Annotated in this window: 18 protein-coding genes; 14 read left to right on the top strand and 4 right to left on the bottom strand. The window is 69.3% G+C overall.

All coding sequences use genetic code 11. The features are described 5' to 3' along the window. Window positions 1–2 precede the first annotated feature (2 nt). A complete protein-coding gene (locus FFS72_RS02655) occupies window positions 3–1,421 on the bottom strand; it encodes a bifunctional phosphatase PAP2/diacylglycerol kinase family protein (RefSeq protein WP_137872735.1) in 1,419 nt (472 codons plus the stop codon). Between the two features lie 118 nt (window positions 1,422–1,539). Here FFS72_RS02655 and pafA point away from each other — a divergent pair, with 118 nt between their 5' ends. The 7 genes from pafA to FFS72_RS02620 all read left to right on the top strand — a co-directional run bounded on the left by pafA (window position 1,540) and on the right by FFS72_RS02620 (window position 9,929). Continuing rightward, entirely contained in the window at window positions 1,540–2,898 is a 1,359-nt protein-coding gene (gene pafA, locus FFS72_RS02650) for a Pup--protein ligase (RefSeq protein ID WP_212744312.1), read from the top strand. A 26-nt stretch (window positions 2,899–2,924) separates the two neighbouring features. After that, window positions 2,925–3,911 carry a helix-turn-helix transcriptional regulator gene (locus tag FFS72_RS02645; RefSeq protein ID WP_171018533.1) on the top strand — a complete coding sequence of 329 codons (987 nt, stop codon included), beginning with the start codon at window positions 2,925–2,927 and terminating at the stop codon, window positions 3,909–3,911. Beyond that, window positions 3,908–4,876: a helix-turn-helix transcriptional regulator gene (locus FFS72_RS02640; protein WP_137872498.1), complete on the top strand. Its 969-nt coding sequence runs from the start codon at window positions 3,908–3,910 to the stop codon at window positions 4,874–4,876. Before FFS72_RS02645 ends, FFS72_RS02640 begins: the two co-directional genes overlap by 4 nt. Before the next feature lie 72 nt (window positions 4,877–4,948). Continuing rightward, complete coding sequence (gene tatA / locus FFS72_RS02635; RefSeq protein WP_050064319.1) at window positions 4,949–5,200, top strand: Sec-independent protein translocase subunit TatA; 252 nt, start codon at window positions 4,949–4,951, stop codon at window positions 5,198–5,200. Between the two features lie 71 nt (window positions 5,201–5,271). After that, window positions 5,272–6,219 carry a twin-arginine translocase subunit TatC gene (gene tatC / locus FFS72_RS02630; RefSeq protein ID WP_137872497.1) on the top strand — a complete coding sequence of 316 codons (948 nt, stop codon included), beginning with the start codon at window positions 5,272–5,274 and terminating at the stop codon, window positions 6,217–6,219. 68 nt (window positions 6,220–6,287) lie between these two features. After that, window positions 6,288–8,978, top strand: a complete 2,691-nt coding sequence (locus tag FFS72_RS02625) for a DEAD/DEAH box helicase (protein ID WP_137872496.1) — start codon at window positions 6,288–6,290, stop codon at window positions 8,976–8,978. A gap of 168 nt (window positions 8,979–9,146) precedes the next feature. Further along, window positions 9,147–9,929 (top strand): DUF4333 domain-containing protein, encoded by a 783-nt coding sequence (locus tag FFS72_RS02620; RefSeq protein WP_137872495.1) that lies wholly within the window; start codon window positions 9,147–9,149, stop codon window positions 9,927–9,929. Between the two features lie 3 nt (window positions 9,930–9,932). Here the strand turns inward: FFS72_RS02620 and FFS72_RS02615 are convergent, their stop codons facing one another. Further along, complete coding sequence (locus FFS72_RS02615; protein WP_137872494.1) at window positions 9,933–10,877, bottom strand: 5'-3' exonuclease; 945 nt, start codon at window positions 10,875–10,877, stop codon at window positions 9,933–9,935. Window positions 10,878–10,915: 38 nt separating this feature from the next. On the opposite strand from FFS72_RS02615, the gene FFS72_RS02610 reads away from it, so the two are divergent. Continuing rightward, complete coding sequence (locus FFS72_RS02610; protein WP_137872493.1) at window positions 10,916–12,058, top strand: M24 family metallopeptidase; 1,143 nt, start codon at window positions 10,916–10,918, stop codon at window positions 12,056–12,058. An 82-nt stretch (window positions 12,059–12,140) separates the two neighbouring features. After that, entirely contained in the window at window positions 12,141–13,097 is a 957-nt protein-coding gene (locus FFS72_RS02605) for a R2-like ligand-binding oxidase (protein ID WP_137872492.1), read from the top strand. 4 nt (window positions 13,098–13,101) lie between these two features. Here FFS72_RS02605 and FFS72_RS02600 read toward each other — a convergent pair whose 3' ends face one another. Beyond that, entirely contained in the window at window positions 13,102–13,554 is a 453-nt protein-coding gene (locus FFS72_RS02600) for a hypothetical protein (RefSeq protein ID WP_137872491.1), read from the bottom strand. Between the two features lie 87 nt (window positions 13,555–13,641). Continuing rightward, a complete protein-coding gene (locus FFS72_RS02595; RefSeq protein WP_137872490.1) occupies window positions 13,642–14,055 on the bottom strand; it encodes a pyridoxamine 5'-phosphate oxidase family protein in 414 nt (137 codons plus the stop codon). 30 nt (window positions 14,056–14,085) lie between these two features. On the opposite strand from FFS72_RS02595, the gene dprE2 reads away from it, so the two are divergent. The 5 genes from dprE2 to FFS72_RS02570 are packed head-to-tail and all read left to right on the top strand — an operon-like array spanning window position 14,086 to window position 17,763. Then, window positions 14,086–14,823, top strand: a complete 738-nt coding sequence (gene dprE2, locus FFS72_RS02590) for a decaprenylphospho-beta-D-erythro-pentofuranosid-2-ulose 2-reductase (RefSeq protein ID WP_137872489.1) — start codon at window positions 14,086–14,088, stop codon at window positions 14,821–14,823. Continuing rightward, window positions 14,823–16,034, top strand: a complete 1,212-nt coding sequence (gene cbiE, locus FFS72_RS02585; protein ID WP_137872733.1) for a precorrin-6y C5,15-methyltransferase (decarboxylating) subunit CbiE — start codon at window positions 14,823–14,825, stop codon at window positions 16,032–16,034. Before dprE2 ends, cbiE begins: the two co-directional genes overlap by 1 nt. After that, on the top strand, window positions 16,031–16,780 hold the full coding sequence (cobM, locus tag FFS72_RS02580) for a precorrin-4 C(11)-methyltransferase (RefSeq protein ID WP_137872488.1): 750 nt from the start codon (window positions 16,031–16,033) through the stop codon (window positions 16,778–16,780). The genes cbiE and cobM overlap by 4 nt, the downstream gene beginning before the upstream one ends. Continuing rightward, window positions 16,780–17,514, top strand: coding sequence for a cobalt-precorrin-6A reductase (locus tag FFS72_RS02575; protein WP_137872487.1), 735 nt, complete (start codon window positions 16,780–16,782; stop codon window positions 17,512–17,514). Before cobM ends, FFS72_RS02575 begins: the two co-directional genes overlap by 1 nt. A 36-nt stretch (window positions 17,515–17,550) precedes the next feature. Continuing rightward, window positions 17,551–17,763 carry a DUF4287 domain-containing protein gene (locus tag FFS72_RS02570; RefSeq protein WP_137872486.1) on the top strand — a complete coding sequence of 71 codons (213 nt, stop codon included), beginning with the start codon at window positions 17,551–17,553 and terminating at the stop codon, window positions 17,761–17,763. Window positions 17,764–17,774: the final 11 nt, after the last annotated feature.

Below are 17,774 nucleotides of genomic sequence, written 5' to 3'. Positions count from 1 at the left end.
GCTCACACCTGGCGGTACAGCACCACCTTCCGCGGTTCACTGCGGAACTCGAACTGGCGGCCGTCGGCGATCACTTCGCCGTCGGTCGCCAGTGCGACGTTCGGGCCGTCGATGGTCACGGACACGGTGGGGACGCGCCGCTGAACGTAGGTACGCGACGTTCCGAGGGTTCCGGTCAGTGCGGCCCCGACGAGCCGGAGTCGGGACCAGCGGTGATCGGCGAGCAGGTACCGGACGTCGAGAATGCCGCGGTGGATCTCGGGCCGCGACATCGGCACCTGATCCGCGGGCGAGTACCGGCCGTTCCCCACGAACAGCATCCACACCGCGTGCGGACGGCCGTCGATGTCGGCGGCGAGCGGTTCCGCCGATGCCAGGACCCGCACCATGGCGAGCGCCGCCGCCGGCCACTTGCCGATGCGTGGTTCCCACTTCTCGCGGAGCCGAACCACGTCCGGATAGCCGCCCAGGCTGGCGGTGTTGACGAATGTCAACGCAGTCGCGCCGTCGACCTGTACCGCGCCGACATCGACGAGCTCGGCCTGCCCCTCGGCGACCGCCTGCGCGGTCGACTGGACATCGCCTGCCCCCGCGTCGCGGGCGAAGTGGTTGAGGGTGCCACCGGGAAACACGGCGAGCGGGAGGTCGTGCCTGATGGCGGCGTCGGCGACGGTCGCGACGGTTCCGTCACCGCCGCACACGCCCAGTGCCTTCGGTGAGTACTTCGACACAACATCGTCGATCTGCTCGGTGAAGTCGCGATCGGCATCGAACTCGACGATTCGCGCCTGCGGCATGTGCTTCGCGACGTCGGCCCTGATGTCGCCGTCGTCGCTGCCGGAGCCCGGGTTGGCGAACACGGCCATGCCTTCGCCGTCGGGTAGCGCCTGGGACGGATGGTCCGGCCCGAGCGTCGCGGGTTCCTCGGAGCGGACCGCCCACCACCGACGGGTGGCGAGGGCGATCGCGGCACCGACACCCGCCCCCACCAGGACGTCGGAGGGCCAGTGCACGCCGGTGTGCACCCGCGAGTAGCCGACTGCCGCCGCGACGGGCGCGATCGCCAGTCCTGCCGCCGGGTACTCGATCGCGACTGCGGTGGCGAATGCTGCGGCGGATGCGGAGTGCCCGGAGGGGAAGGACGACGAACGGGGCGCAGGCAGGCCCCTGCGGTGCGCGAACTCGAGAGTGCCCGCGGGAGGGCGGCGGCGCGGGAACAGCGGCTTGAGGACGGCGTTGGACAGCGCGCTCGCCCCTGCCACCGCGAACAGCCCGCGGACGGCCGCGCGGCGGGCCCGCCCACCGACGAGCATCATGCCGGCGGCAGTACCCATCCACAGCACGCTGTGGTTCGCCGCCCCGCTCAGTAGTCGGAGGCCGCCGTCGAGCGGTGACGGCGGCAGATCGGTGCTCAGGCGCATTACCTTCAGGTCGGTACTCGCTGCGAAAAGTCTCACTTCGGCCACGTTCCCACAGTAGGCGGCGCTGCCGGGTACGCGAACCAGGTGACTGAGGCGTTCCGCGCTGTACTGTCGAAGTGTGGAGCGACGAATCATGGGAATTGAGACCGAGTTCGGTGTCACCTGCACCTTCCACGGTCACCGGAGACTGAGTCCGGACGAGGTTGCGCGGTACCTGTTCCGGCGTGTCGTGTCGTGGGGACGAAGCTCCAACGTGTTCCTGAGGAACGGCGCACGCCTGTATCTGGACGTCGGATCCCATCCGGAGTACGCGACAGCGGAGTGCGACGGACTCGTGCAGCTCGTGACGCACGACCGCGCCGGTGAGCGCGTCCTCGAGGATCTTCTCGTCGACGCGGAGCAGCGGCTCGCCGAGGAGGGCATCGGCGGCGACATCTACCTGTTCAAGAACAACACCGATTCGGCGGGCAACTCGTACGGCTGCCATGAGAACTTCCTCGTGGTTCGTGCAGGTGAGTTCTCCCGCATCTCCGATGTGTTGTTGCCTTTCCTCGTGACGCGTCAGCTGATCTGCGGAGCGGGCAAGGTGCTGCAGACCCCGAAGTCCGCGACGTTCTGCCTGTCCCAGCGTGCCGAGCACATCTGGGAGGGCGTGTCGTCCGCGACGACCCGTTCCCGGCCGATCATCAACACGAGGGACGAACCGCACGCCGACGCGGAGAAGTACCGCCGGTTGCACGTCATCGTCGGTGACTCCAACATGTCCGAGACCACCACGATGCTCAAGGTGGGTACGGCGTCGCTGGTGCTGGAGATGATCGAAGCGGGCGTCTCGTTCCGGGACTTCGCCCTGGACAATCCGATTCGCGCGATCCGCGAGGTCAGCCACGACCTGACCGGACGTCGGCCGGTTCGCCTCGCAGGCGGGCGGCAGGCCAGTGCGCTCGACATCCAGCGCGAGTACCACGCGCGGGCCGTCGAGCACCTGCACAACCGTGAGCCCGATCCGCAGGTGGCCGCGGTGGTGGAACTGTGGGGCCGCGTGCTCGACGCCGTGGAGTCGCAGGACTTCGCGAAGGTCGACACCGAGGTCGACTGGGTGATCAAGCGCAAGTTGTTCCAGCGGTACCAGGACAAGCACAACCTGGAGCTGGCGGACCCGAAGATCGCGCAACTCGATCTGGCGTACCACGACATCAAGCGCGGGCGCGGGGTGTTCGATCTGCTGCAGCGCAAGGGACTCGCGAAGCGGGTCACCGAAGACGAGCAGATCGACGCCGCGGTGAACGTGCCGCCGCAGACGACGCGGGCGAAGCTGCGCGGCGACTTCATCGCGGCGGCCCAGGACGCCGGGCGCGACTTCACCGTCGACTGGGTGCACCTCAAGCTCAACGATCAGGCCCAGCGAACGGTGCTGTGCAAGGACCCGTTCCGGTCGGTCGACGAACGAGTGGAGAGGCTCATCGCGTCGATGTGAGGGGCGTGCCGTTAGGCTGCTGATCCGTGGCGACCAGCAAAGTCGAACGGTTGATGAATCTTGTCATCTGCCTGCTCGCGACCCGGCAATTCGTGACTGCGGACAAGATCCGCGAGAGTGTCGCGGGGTACCAGGACTCGGCAAGTTCCGAGGCGTTCAGTCGGATGTTCGAGCGGGACAAGAGCGAACTGCGCGACCTCGGGGTTCCGCTCGAGACGGGGCCCGCTGCAGGTTTCACCTCCGCCGAGGGGTACCGGATCAATCTGGAGGCGTACGCGCTGCCGGAGATCGATCTGACGAGCGAGGAGTCCGCCGCGGTGGCGATCGCACTGCGGTTGCTGGAATCGCCGGAGATGACGTCGGCAGCGCAGGGAGCGGTACTCAAGCTCAGGGCCGCGGGTGTCGTCGTCGACCAGGAGTCTGCGTCCGCACTCGTCACCGCGCTGCCTGCCAGGAGCCGGGGGTCCGAACCCGCACTCGACACCGTGCTGTCGGCGATCGAGGCCGGGCGTGCCATTCGGTTCGAGCATCGACCGGCGCCCAACGCGCCGTTCGCGACCCGCACGGTCGAACCGTGGGGTGTGGTCACTCACGACGGTCGGTGGTACGTGGTCGGGCACGATGTCGATCGCGGCGCGCCGCGCACGTTCCGGCTGTCTCGGATCGCGGAGCCGGTGGTCCCGGTCGGTCCCGCCGGAGTCGTGCACAAGCCGGCGGGGACGGATCTGCGCGACATCGTCGGGCGGGCGGTCGGGACAGCCGGTGTGTCGGGGACGGCGACGGTGTGGGTGCGGGACGGGCGCGCGCAGGGTGTGCGACGCCTTGGCAAGCCGGTGCGGCCGGCGACGATCGGCGGCGAAGGGGGAGTGGTGTTCGAGGTACCGGTTCGGTCGAGGGATTGGCTGGCTCGGCTCATCGCCGGATACGGAGCCGATGCGGTGGTGATCGAGCCCGCTGCACTTCGGGACGACGTCATCGCGCGCCTGACCGTTGCCGCGGGAGAGACCCGATGAGCCAGCGCTTGTCCCTGCGGCTGACGCGGCTGCTGAACATGGTGCCGTACTTCGTCGCGAACCCGGGGATCACGAAGAGCGAGGCCGCGGCCGAGCTCGGCGTCACCGTCGCGCAGTTGACGACGGACCTCGAACAGCTCTGGGTGTGCGGGCTTCCGGGTTACGGGCCGGGCGACCTCATCGACCTGTCCTTCGAAGAAGAGACCATCGAGGTCACCTTCTCGGCGGGCATCGACCGTCCGCTGCGGCTGACGTCGACGGAGGCGACGGCGCTGCTGGTGGCGTTGCGTGCCCTCGGCGAACTGCCGGGGACGGCGGACCCGACGTCGGTGCAGGGCGCGATCGCGAAGATCGAGTCGGCTGCTGGTGTCGCGGCGGGCGGGGTGGTGACGCGTTCCGCTGTGGAGACGGACCCGGAGAACCCGGTCGTCGCGACGGTGCGTGCGGCGGTCCGGCACGGGCGGGCGCTGGACATCACCTATTTCTCGGCATCGCGGGACGCGGTGACGCGTCGCGTCGTCGATCCGATCCGGGTGGTGCTGGTCGACAATCACAGCTACCTGCAGGCGTGGTGCAGGCAGGCCGACGGTGTCCGGCTGTTCCGGTACGACCGGATCGACGAGGCCACCGAGTTGGACGAGGCTGCCAGCGTCCCCGCATCCGCCTACGACGATTCGTCGTCTCTCGACTTGTTCCAGGACGACGACACGCTCCCGCAGGCGCGATTGCTGATCGCTCCCGACCACGCCTGGGTGCTCGATTACTACCCGATGACGGACATCGTCGTGCGGGACGACGGCAGTGTCGAGGCATCGATGAGATTCGCTTCCCCCTCCTGGATGGCCCGTCTCATGGCAGGATTCGGCGCGGGAATCCGAGTCCTCGGTCCGCCTGAATTGTCCGAGTCGGTACGTGTGCGAGCTCGTGCGGCACTCGCGGCGTACCAACAGGCGATCGAGGGTTGATTCACAGCATTCCCCAGCGCCGCTCCTGACTGGGTCCGGTAGCATCGAGACAACCGATTTCTGGAGGTAAAAATGGGTGCCATGAGCTGGCAGCATTGGCTGATCGTGGCCGTCGTCGTCATCGTTCTCTTCGGCTCGAAGAAGCTGCCCGACGCCGCCCGCGGACTGGGCCGTTCGCTGCGGATCTTCAAGAGCGAAGTCAAGGAGATGCAGAACGACGGCACGCCCGCGCCGGAGCAGGCTCCCGCCGCGCAGCTTCCCGCAACCCCGCAGGTGCAGCAGCCGGCGGTCACCGAGACCGTCACCGAGACCAAGGCCTCGTAACCAGACCCACCGGGTGATCGGGGGCGCGCGGCGCCCCCGATCACGGCTGAGCAGAACCAGGGCCCGAATCAGTGCGAATCCCCTTCGACCCGCGGCGCAGCAGGCGCCGGGTCAACCCCGACGGCACGATGTCGTTGATCGACCACCTGTACGAGTTGCGTACACGGTTGCTGTGGTCACTTCTCGCGATCGCGGTGACCACTGCCTTCGGGTTCTTCTGGTACTCGCACCAACTCTTCGGCATCGAGAGCCTGGGTGACATCCTCCGCGGGCCGTACTGTTCCCTGCCGCCGGAGTCACGGGCCGAGCTGACGTCCGACGGTGCGTGCCGGCTGCTCGCGACCGGGCCGTTCGAGCAGTTCATGCTCCGGTTCAAGGTCGCGTTCACCGCGGGCGTCGTGATGGCCTGCCCGATCTGGCTGTACCACATCTGGGCGTTCATCACCCCGGGCCTGCACAACAAGGAACGGCGTTACGCAATCGGGTTCGTCGCCTCGGCGGCCACCCTCTTCGTTGCCGGCTCGCTCCTCGCCTACCTGGTGGTGTCGAAGGCACTGCACTTCCTGCTCACCATCGGTGGCGACGTACAGGTCACGGCACTGAGTGGTAACGAGTACTTCGGCTTCCTGATCAATCTGCTGATCATCTTCGGCGTCAGCTTCGAGATCCCGCTGCTGATCGTCGCGCTCAACTTCGTCGGTGTGCTCAGCTACGAGAAGCTCAAGGCATGGCGCCGCGGACTGATCATGGCGCTGTTCGTCTTCGCGGCGGTGTTCACGCCCGGCCAGGATCCGTTCTCGATGCTCGCGTTGGCCGTGGCACTGACCGTCCTGCTGGAGGTCGCGATCCAGGTGGCCCGACTCAACGACAGGCGCAAGGCACGCAAGGCCGCGGCGGCGGAATGGGCCGAGCTCGACGACGACGAGGCATCGCCGCTCGACACCGCGGTGTCCCCGGTGGGCGCCACGTCGGACATCGGGTCCCCGACCCGCGTCAACGACTACTCGGACACCCTGTAGCAGTCCGCGGCGGCGCACCCGGAGCGGGCCTGTCGGCCGCGGTGCGTCCCGATCGATAGCCTGACGGGGTGGAACTCGACCTCTTCGCCGCGCAGTTGAGCTTCCCCCTGGACGGGTTCCAGGTGGAGGCGTGCCGAGCACTCGAATCCGGACACGGCGTCCTCGTGTGCGCTCCGACCGGTGCGGGCAAGACGGTGATCGGAGAGTTCGCCGTTCACCTCGCGCTCGTGTCCGGCCGCAAGTGCTTCTACACGACGCCGATCAAGGCGCTCAGCAACCAGAAGTACGCGGATCTCGTCGAGAGGTACGGCAAGAACTCCGTCGGCCTGCTCACGGGTGACGTCAGCATCAACTCCGACGCGCCGGTTGTGGTGATGACCACCGAGGTGCTCCGCAACATGCTGTACGCGAATTCGCCGACCCTGCGCGGACTCTCGCATGTCGTGATGGACGAGGTGCACTACCTCGCGGACCGGTTCCGTGGCGCGGTGTGGGAGGAGGTGATCCTGCACCTGCCGGACGATGTTCGGCTGGTGAGCCTGTCGGCGACGGTCAGCAACGCGGAGGAGTTCGGGGCCTGGATGGAGACCGTCCGCGGCGACACCGAGGTCGTCGTCGACGAGGTACGGCCCATTCCGCTGTGGCAGCACATGATGGTGGGCCGTCGGCTCTTCGACCTGTTCGACACGACCGCGCAGGACGCGGATCCGGCGGCTCGGCTGGTCATCGACCGGGAGCTGGTCCGGTATCTCAAGCAGCGGCAGGCACTCGACCGGCACGAATCGTGGCAGCCCCGCGGGCGGGGTCGCGGATCGTCTCCGAGCTCCGGTAGCCGACCCCTGCCGCGGCCCGAGGTGATCGCCCGGCTCGACGACGAGGGACTGCTGCCCGCGATCACGTTCATCTTCAGTCGCGCGGGATGCGATGCCGCGGTCGCCCAGTGTCTGCGGTCGAAGCTGCGCCTGACGACCGAGGAGCAGGCCGACGAGATCGCCGCGATCATCGACAAGCACACCGGCGCACTCCCGAAACACGACCTGTCGGTGCTCGGGTACTGGGAGTGGCGGGAAGGCCTCGAGCGGGGCATCGCGGGGCATCACGCGGGGATGCTGCCCGCGTTCCGGCACACCGTCGAGGAACTGTTCGTCAAGGGACTGGTCCGCGCGGTGTTCGCGACGGAAACCCTCGCACTCGGCATCAACATGCCCGCCCGGACCGTCGTCCTCGAGCGACTCGTGAAGTTCAACGGCGAAACGCACGCGGAGTTGACTCCGGGTGAGTACACGCAGCTCACCGGGCGGGCCGGCCGCCGCGGCATCGACATCGAGGGGCACGCGGTCGTCCTGTGGCAGCCCGGCGTCGAAGCCACCGAAGTGGCCGGGCTCGCATCGACCCGCACGTTCCCGCTGCGCAGCTCCTTCCGGCCGTCGTACAACATGTCGATCAACCTGATCGACCGGATGGGCGCCTCCGATGCGCGCGCGCTGCTGGAGCGGTCGTTCGCGCAGTTCCAGGCGGACCGGTCCGTGGTCGGGATGGTCCGCTCGATCGAGAAGGACGAACACGCGCTCGCCGAGCTGCGGGAGCAGCTCGGCGGTGCCGACAGCGAGTTCTTCGAGTACGCGCAGTTGCGGGAGCGGGTCCGGAATCGGGAGCGGCAACTCGAACGTCAAGGGCGGACCGACCGGCGCGGCGAGGCGGTCGAGGCGTTGACGGCGCTCCGGCGCGGCGACGTCATCGGGATCCCGACGGGTCGCCGTACCGGACTCGCCGTCGTCCTCGAACCGGACAACGACCGAACCGATCCGCGTCCGCTGGTGCTGACCGAGGACAAGTGGGCGGGACGCATCTCCGCAGCCGACTTCCCGACGCCCGCAAAAGCGTTGGGCACCATGCGGTTGCCTCGCCACGTGCAGCACCGCACCGCCCGTACCCGACGCGATCTCGCGTCGGCCCTGCGTAGCACGGGAATCGTTGCGCCGACCCGGTACTCGAAACGCAAGTCCCCCGCCGCGAGCGACCGGGAGTTGGCAACGTTGCGTCGGGCGCTGCGGGATCATCCCGGTCACACGGCACCGGATCGGGAGCGGCTGAGCCGAATCGGCGAGCGCTACAACCGGCTTGCCCGTGAGATCGACAGCAAGCGGCAGAAGGTCGCGGCGACGACGAACTCGCTGGCCCGGACGTTCGATCGAATCCTGCGACTGCTCGCCGAGCGCGGCTACACCGACGCCGACGGCGGCGTCACCGAGAACGGTCACCGCCTCATGCGGCTGTACTCGGAGAGCGATCTGCTGGTGGCGGAGTGCCTGCGACACGGAACGTGGAAGGGGCTGGCTCCTGCAGAGCTCGCCGGGGTGGTGTCGGCGTTGGTGTTCGAGTCCCGGCAGGACGCGGCGACAGCGGATCGGGGTCCGACGGCGCCGCTTCAGCGAGCACTCGGGGAGACGGTGCGGCTGTGGTCGGCACTGCGCACCGACGAGGTCGGGCACAAGCTGCCGCTGACACGGGAACCCGACTTCGGTTTCGTCACGGCGATACACATGTGGGCGCGCGGTGAACCGCTCGTGGACACCCTTCTCGCCGCGGGGGATCGCGGCCAGGCGCTGTCGGCGGGCGATTTCGTGCGGTGGTGCAGGCAGGTGATCGACCTGCTGGACCAGGTTCACCAGACCGCGCCGGATCCGGAGGTGCGGTCGGCGGCGGCGAAGGCGGTTGGTGCGATCCGCCGCGGGGTCGTGGCCGTGGACGCGGCCTGAACGAAATCGTGGCCTGTTGACACTGCCAGAACGCGGTGGCTGTCGGTCGGCGGCGCCCGAACCGTGAAGATGTGGTTGTATTCCGAATTGTTCTGCCGCGATCCCAGGGGGGCGGCGTAATGGGTGACGTACGCGTGAGCGGCGGGAAGCGGGAAGTGGAGGCAGGACATGAGTGACGACACGACGGGTCCGGAGGGTGCGGGAAACCCGGAGGCGAATCCCTCGGCGCAGCAGCCTCAGCAGCAGGCGTGGGGTCTGCAGGCGTGGACCGACCAGCCGGGGCAGCCCCAGCAGTACGGAGCTCCGCAGCAGTACGGCGCCCCCCAGTACGGTCAGTATCCGCAGGCTCCCCAGCAGGGCCAGTACCCGGCGCCGGGTCAGTATCCGCAGGCACCGCAGTACCAGGGCTACCCGCAGGAGCAGCCTCAGCAGCAACCCGCGTACGGGCAGCAGCCGCCCGCCTATGGGCAGCAGTATCCCGCGTACGGCCAGCAGTTCCCGGGCCAGCCGCAACCGGGTCAGCAGCAGCCCGTCCCCCCTCATCCCGGACAGCCGCAACCAGGTCAGTTCCCGCAGGCATTCGGGCAGTACCCGAGCGGTGGGTACCCGGGTCAGTTCCCGGCGGCCGCTCCGAAGTCGAAGATGCCGCTGTGGATCGGGCTCGGTGCGGCCGCCGCGGTCGCGGTCGTGGTGCTCGCGCTCGCCGTCAGCGGGGTGTTCTCCGGAAGCAAGACGCTCGACAGCGACGCCGCGGAGCAGGGCGTGACGGACGTCTTGACGGGATACCAGTTCACCGGCATCGAGGATGTCGACTGCCCGTCGGGTCAGAAGGTTGTCGAGGGCGCGAGTTTCACCTGTTCACTGACGGTGGAGGGCACTCCGCAGGAGGTGAAGGTGACTTTCACCGACGACGAGGGAACCTACGAGGTGAGCCGCCCGACCTCCAAGTGACGCCTACCGCGCCGCCATCGCCGCGGTGAGTCGACCGAGCGAGGTTCCGATGTTCAGGTCGTCGGCGAGTGCGGCCAGGCGATCCGGGTCGTGGGGTGTCGCGGGAAGGCCGTCGGGTCCGGAGAGTTCGACCGGGGCGTCGACGGCCACCCGCACCACGGGGAGCGCGGCGTCGAGGTAGTCGGCGGATGCGGCGAGTTTCGCTCGAACCCCCTTGGCCAGACCCGATTCCGGGTCGTCGACGGCGGCGCGGAGTGCCTCCACCGACCCGTACTGCAGGAGCAGCGTCGACGCGGTCTTCTCTCCGACGCCCTTGACGCCGGGCAGGCCGTCCGACGGGTCGCCGCGCAGCAGGGCGAGTTCGGCATATCCGGGGCCGGGACGATCGGCGGGGACGCCGTACTTCTCGGCGACCTCGGCTGGTCCGAACAGTTCGGCCTTGGACAGTCCGCGTCCGACGTAGAGCACCCGGACCGGCACGGGTTCGTCGGCGACGACCTGCAGCAGGTCGCGGTCGCCGCTGACGACGACGACGGTGTCGTCCCGTTCGTGGGCGGCGAGGGTGCCGAGGACGTCGTCGGCCTCGAATCCGACTGCCCCGGCCGTGGCGATGCCCGCCGCGGCGAGAACGTCCATGATCATGTCGACCTGCGGGGTGAGGGTGTCGGGGACCTCCTCGACGTCCGGTCCCGCGGTGAACTCCTCGGCGACGCGGTGCGCCTTGTAGGACGGCACGAGGTCGACCCGGAACTGGGGGCGCCAGTCCAGATCGAGGCACACCACGAGCCTGCCGGGCTGGTGTCGGGTGATCAGTGACGCGACCATGTCGGTGAATCCGCGGACGGCGTTGACAGGTCGGCCGTCCTTCGCCGTGAAGGATTCGGGGAGTGCGTAATACGCGCGGAACCACAGGCTCGCGCCGTCGAGGAGCAGGAGGGGTCCGGTCATGCCGCCCATCCTGCCAAAGACCACTAACCTTGACTGTCATGAGTGCACAGAGCGCGTCCCCCGCACGCTTTCCGACTGCCGTCTACGCCGACCGCCTGCGCCGCGCGGCGGAGCTGACGGCCGCGTCCGGGCTGGACGCGTTGCTCATCACTCCGGGCCCGGACCTGAAGTACCTGGTGGGGTCGGGCGCCGAGTCGTTCGAGCGGCTGACCTGTCTGGTGATTCCGGCGGACGGATCGTCGCCTGCGGTGGTCGTTCCGACGCTCGAACTCGCCGGTCTCGGGGAGTCGGCGGTCGCGGATCTGGGGTTGCCGGTTCACGACTGGGTGGACGGGGTCGATCCGTACGGTGTGGTCGGGTCGCTCCTGCCGAGGCCGGGGCGCACGGCGGTTGCGGAGGCGATGCCCGCGTTGCACGTCATTCCGTTGACGACGGCGCTGGGTGCGCCGCCCGTCCTTGCGACCGGGGTGTTGCGGGAACTCCGCATGGTGAAGGACGACGCGGAGATCGACGCGCTGCGGCGCGCGGGGGCGGCGATCGACCGGGTGCACGCGCGGATGGCGGAGTGGCTGCGCGCCGGGCGGACGGAGGCGCAGGTCGCCGACGACATCGCGGCGGCGATCGTGGAGGAGGGCCACACGGGTGCCGAGTTCGTGATCGTCGGGTCGGGCCCGCACGGGGCGGACCCGCATCACGAGGTGTCGGATCGGGTCATCGAGGCCGGTGACGTGGTGGTGATCGACATCGGTGGTCCCGTTGCGCCGGGATACAACTCGGACAGCACCCGGACGTACAGCATCGGTGAGCCGTCGGCGGAGGTCGCGGCGAAGGTCGCGATCCTCGAGCGTGCGCAGCAGGCCGCGGTGGACGCGGTGCGGCCGGGCGTGACGGCGGAATCGGTGGACGCGGCGGCGCGTAGCGTCCTCGCCGCCGAGGGGTTGGCCGAGGTGTTCGTGCACCGCACGGGTCACGGGATCGGTCTGTCGGTGCACGAGGAGCCGTACATCGTGGCGGGAAACCGCATCGAACTCTCGGAAGGAATGGCGTTCAGCATCGAGCCGGGCATCTACTTCCGTGGAGTCTGGGGTGCCCGGATCGAGGACATCGTGGTGGTGACCGCGGATGGCTGCGAGCCGATGAACACCCGTCCGCACGGGCTGACGGTGTTGCCCGCGAATTGAGGGTCGCCGTTACGAGGTGACGGACGCGACGAGGCATAGGGTGTGAGTTGGACCACACCCATACTCGTGAGGACGTGCCGCCATGACCACGACATCACCGCACCGCCAGGGTTTCGGATCGCTCCGGTCCGGCGGACTGAACTGGGATTCCTTTCCGCTGCGCCTGTTCGCGAAGGGGAACGCGCACTTCTGGGATCCGATGTCGGTGGACTTCGGTCAGGACGCCGAGGACTGGGCCGGACTGACGAGCGAGCAGCAGCGCAGCGCCACCCAACTGTGCGCCCAGTTCATCGCCGGGGAGGAGGCCGTCACCGAGGACATCCAGCCGTTCATGCGGGCGATGTCCGCGGAGGGCCGACTCGGCGACGAGATGTACCTGACGCAGTTCTGCTTCGAGGAAGCGAAGCACACGCAGATCTTCCGGTTGTGGATGGACGCCGTCGGCCTCACGGGCGACCTGCACCACTTCGTCGCCGACAACCCCTCGTACCGGCAGCTGTTCTACGAGGAGCTGCCGGACTGTCTGCGTGTCCTGGAGGCCGACCCCAGCCCGGCGAACCAGGTGCGGGCGTCGGTGACCTACAACCACGTCATCGAGGGCAGCCTCGCACTGACCGGGTACTACGGCTGGCAGAAGATCTGCACGGAGTGGGACATCCTGCCCGGCATGCAGGAGTTGATCCGGCTGATCGGCACCGACGAACGGCGTCACATGGCGTGGGGCACGTTCACCTGCCGCAGGCACGTGGCCGCCGACGACCACAACTGGGACGTCGTCCAGCAGCGGATGACGGAGCTGATGCCCCTCGCCATCGGGCTGATCAACTGGAACAACGCCCAGTTCGAGGTGCAGCCGTTCGGTCTCGACCCCGAGGAGTTCGTCGCATACGCCGCGGACCGCGCGCAGCGCAGGCTCGGCGCGATCGAGTCCGCACGCGGTCGCCCGGTCGAGGAGATCGACCTCGACTACAGCCCCGAGGTTCTCGAGGACCGCTTCGGGCAGGAGGACGCGGCGGCGTTCGCGGACGCCCGGAAGTGACGCGTCAGGCGATGAAGTTGCCGAACGTCGGGTTCGACTGGCACAGCGGCATACTGCCGAGGTTGATGGATCCGAACACCGTGGCCATGACGTTGCCGCGTCCGGTGTACACCGTCTTCGAGTAGTAGGGGTAGGCCCCTTCGAGGTTCGCGATCCCGCTCTGCCCGGTGTCGAAGTTGATCCATGCGACGGTCACCTGGCCTGCCGCAGGAATCGGCGGTGCGGCGGGGAACGTCTGGAAGCGGATCTCTCCTGGGTTGATGCCCGGTTCGGGCCCGGACTGTCCGGTGGCGCCGGTCAGCGACATCAGGCTGCCCTGGTTGGGGCAACCGATGGTCAGGGCTGGTGGACCGAACGGGTGTGGTGGAAGGGCGTTCGCGGGAGCCGCGGCGAGCAGGCCCGCCACGGTCGCTCCGGCCAGGATGAAGGCTCGTGTCGTCGTGCGTCGAATGCTCATTGCTCGTCCTCGGGTCGAGATTCCCCGCAATCTGCGCAACTGATCCGTTCAACACTATGCCCGCGGCGGTGCCGGAGTCGAGGGCCGTCAGCGGCCCAGCAGTCCCGCCACGCCCAGGACCCGACCGACGCTGATCTCGATGACCACCCGGGTCGGGTTCTCCCGCGGCTGCCGGTAGCGGCCGGCGTACCGGGTGACCGCCTCCGCGACGTCGCCGGGATCGGAACTGACCCGCGCCTTCCCCTCCAGCGTCAACCACCGCGGGCCGTCCACCTGCGTCACGGCGGCGTACCCGCCGCGTTCGGCGTTGAGGGCCTTCTGGGACCCACTGTTGGTGATGACGCGGACCAACGACCGTTCGGGGTCCCAGGTGAACCCGACCGCGACGACATGTGGTGTGCCGTCGCGCCGCAGCGTCGTCAGCGACGCGAGGTGTCGGTCGGTGAGGAAGCCCTGTGCGTCGGGAGTCAGATCCGTCGGGTCGGTGGGGGTGCGAGCCATGCGCTGAGGCTAGTCGCGCACACTGGAGGGATGGGTATCGGATCGGTGGTCGTCCTCGGTGGGCGCAGCGAGATAGGTCTCGAGGTCGCGACGCGGCTCGCGTCGGGTCGGCCGGTGGTCCTGGCCGCGCGGCGCAGCGATCAGCTCACCGACGAGCGCGCCGCCGTGGAAGCGGCGGGCGCGACCGCGGTGCACACCGTCGAATTCGACGCGGACCGCCTCGACGACCACTCCCGTGCGTTGTCGGAGATCGCGGAGCTCGGCCCGATCGACACGGTGGTCCTGGCGTTCGGTGTTCTCGGCGATCAGGCTCGCGCCGAAACCGACGCGCAGCACGCGGTGGCCGTGGTGCACACCGACTTCGTCGCGCAGGTGTCGGTGCTGACGCATCTCGCCCAGTTGCTGCGGGCGCAGGGCTCGGGCCGGATCGTGGTGTTCTCGTCCGTCGCCGGCGCCCGGGTTCGCCGCGCCAACTACGTGTACGGCTCGGCGAAGGCCGGCCTGGACGGGTTCGCCAGCGGGCTTTCCGACGCGCTGCACGGAAGCGGGGTGTCGCTGCTGTTGGTGCGTCCCGGGTTCGTGATCGGCCGGATGACGGATGGGATGAGCCCGGCGCCGATGTCGAGGACGGCCGGCCAGGTCGCGGACGCCGTCGCGGCGGCGCTCGGCAAGGGACGTTCTCGGGTGTGGGTGCCGGGTCTCCTGCGGCCCGCGATCGTCGTGATGCGCGTCCTGCCGCAGGCGATCTGGCGCCGGATGCCGCGCTGATGGGCCACCCGGTCACCGTCGTCGGTATCGGTGCCGACGGGTGGGACGGGCTGTCCCGGTCCGCGTGCCGCGCCCTCGAGGACGCCGAGGTGCTGTTCGGCTCGGCCCGTCAGCTCGACCTCGTTCCCGGTGACGCCGAGCGGGTGCCGTGGCCGTCGCCGCTGGTGCCCGCGCTGCCCGGCCTGTTCGAGCGGTACGACGGCCGCCGGATCGGTGTGCTCGCCAGCGGGGATCCGATGTTCCACGGCATCGGAGTGACCCTGGTGAACCTGCTCGGCGCCGACCGGGTGCGGGTCATCGCGCATCCGTCGTCGGTGTCGCTGGCGTGCGCGCGACTGGGATGGGCGCTGCACGAGACGCCCGTGGTGTCGCTGGTGACGGCGCCGGTGGCCGCCCTACTGCCGCACCTCGCGGAGGGCCGCCGACTGCTCGTCCTCGCCCGCGATCAGCACACTCCGGCCGCCGTGGTGGAACTGTTGCGTGACAACGGTTTCCGCGACACCGAGATCACTCTCCTCGAGCAGCTCGGCGGCCCGCTCGAAACCGTCGTGTCGGGGACCGCCGACACCTGGACCCGCGCGCCCGGGGACCCGCTGAACGTCCTCGCCCTCGACTGCCGCCGCGACGCGGGTTCCGTCCGCCGCACCCGCACCCCCGGACTGCCCGACGACTCGTTCGAGTCGGACGGTCAGCTGACCAAGCAGGAGGTGCGGGCGTTGACCGTCGCCGCGCTCGCTCCCGAACCCGGTGAGCTGCTGTGGGACGTCGGAGGCGGCTCGGGCAGCATCGCCATCGAGTGGATGCGCACCGATCCGACCTGCCGGGCCATCGGGTTCGAGCGCGACGAGACCCGGCGATCGCGGATCACCGCCAACGCGTCCCGGCTCGGCGTTCCGGGGCTCGACGTGCGCGGCGCCGCACCCGACGCTCTGGCAGACGCACCGACGCCGGACGCGATCTTCCTCGGCGGCGGCGTCACCGCGCCCGGCGTGTTCGATTCCTGCTGGGACGCACTGCCGGTCGGCGGACGGATGGTCGTCAACGCGGTCACCGCCGAGTCCGAGGTGCTGCTGCTCCGCTGGCACGCCGCGCACGGCGGTGCGTTGCGCAAGTTCCAGATCTACCGGGGTTCCGCGCTCGGCGGGTTCACCGCCTGGCGGCCCCAACTGCCGGTCGCCCAGTGGGTCGTGACGAAGGAGAACATGCAGTGACGGTTCGATTCATCGGTGCCGGACCGGGCGCCGCAGACCTGATCACGCTGCGCGGCGCGCGGATCATCGGGGAGAGCCCGGTGTGTCTGTACGCGGGTAGCCTGGTGCCGACCGAACTGCTCGAGATGTGCCCCGCCGGGGCGGAGGTCGTCGACACCGCCCGGCTGAGCCTCGACGAGATCACCGACCGTCTCGTCGCCGCGCACCGCGCCGGGAGGGACGTGGCGCGCCTGCACTCCGGCGACCCGTCGATCTACAGCGCGGTCGCCGAACAGGTGCGCAGGCTCGAGGCGGCGGGCGTCGACTACGAGATCGTGCCGGGGGTGCCCGCGTTCGCGGCGGCGGCCGCGACGCTGGGCCGGGAGCTGACGGTGCCGGGGGTCGCGCAGTCGATCGTCCTGACCCGCGTGTCGACGCTGTCGACGGCGATGCCCGACGGCGAGGACATCGCGACGTTCGGCGCGAGTGGGGCGACGCTGGTGATCCACCTCGCCGCGCACCGCATCGATCAGGTCGTCGACGAGCTGCGCGGCCCGTACGGCGGCGACTGCCCGGTCGCGGTGGTCGCGTTCGCCAGCCGTCCCGACGAGATCGTGCTGCGCGGGACCGTGGATTCGATTGCGGCACAGGTCCACGACGCCGGCGTCACGAAGACCGCGGTCATCGTGGTCGGTCGGGTGCTCGGTGCGGCCGGCTTCCCGGACAGCTACCTCTACTCGGCCACCCGCAGTCGCGTCACGCACTGATGCGGCGGGTCCTGATTCTCGGCGGCACGTCCGAGGGTCGCGCTCTGGCCACCGCGCTGGCAGAGGAGCCGGACGTCACGGTGGTGTCGTCGTTGGCGGGTCGGGTGCGCAACCCCCGGCTTCCGGTCGGCGAGGTACGCGTCGGCGGTTTCGGCGGTGTCGACGGGCTGGCGGACTGGTTGCGTGACAACGACATCGATGCCGTGGTCGACGCGACGCACCCGTTCGCGTCGCGGATCACCGGGAACGCTGCTGCCGCGACGCGCCGTGTCGATGTCCCGCTGCTGGTGCTGCGGCGCTCCGAATGGGTGGCGGGACCGGGGGACCGGTGGACGACGGTCGCGTCGCTCCAGGACGCCGCCGCCGCCCTGCCCGCGGACGCGCGGGTGCTGCTGACCATCGGCAGGCAGGGCGTCGACGCCTTCGTCGACTCGCCGGGCTGGTTCCTGATCCGGGCGATCGATCCGCCGACGGTGGCGGTACCACAGCACGGTGAGGTACTGCTCGCCCGCGGACCGTTCACCGTCGACGACGAGGTGGCGCTGATGCGGGAGAACCGCATCGACGTCGTCGTGACCAAGAACAGCGGGGGAGCGCTGACGTCGGCGAAACTCGACGCGGCCCGGCGACTCGGCCTGCCGGTGGCGATGGTGGCCCGCACCCCGATTCCCGAGGGCGCGGCGTCGACCGCGGACATCGACGAGGCGACCGCCTGGGCGGCCGGCCGCGCCTGAGAGCCCGTGTCGGAGGTCGCCGCTAGCCTCGGCGTCATGACAGAACCGGTGAAGGGCCCCGCGTCGTACTTCCCGTCGATCGAGAAGAAGTACGGCAAGCCGATCAGCGAATGGCAGGAGCTGATCCGCGCGTCCGATCTGACCAAGCACATGGAGTTGGTCGCCTGGCTCAAGGCCGAGCACGGACTCGGTCACGGGCACGCGAACGCGCTCGTCGCGCACACGTTGCAGGAGGACGCGGCGGGCTGACCCTGCTCGAG

The sequence above is a fragment of the Rhodococcus sp. Q genome, assembly GCF_005503035.1.
Classification (GTDB): domain Bacteria; phylum Actinomycetota; class Actinomycetes; order Mycobacteriales; family Mycobacteriaceae; genus Rhodococcus_G.
Note: the sequence above shows the minus strand (reverse complement) of the source record. Positions and strands in the feature narration are given on the sequence as shown.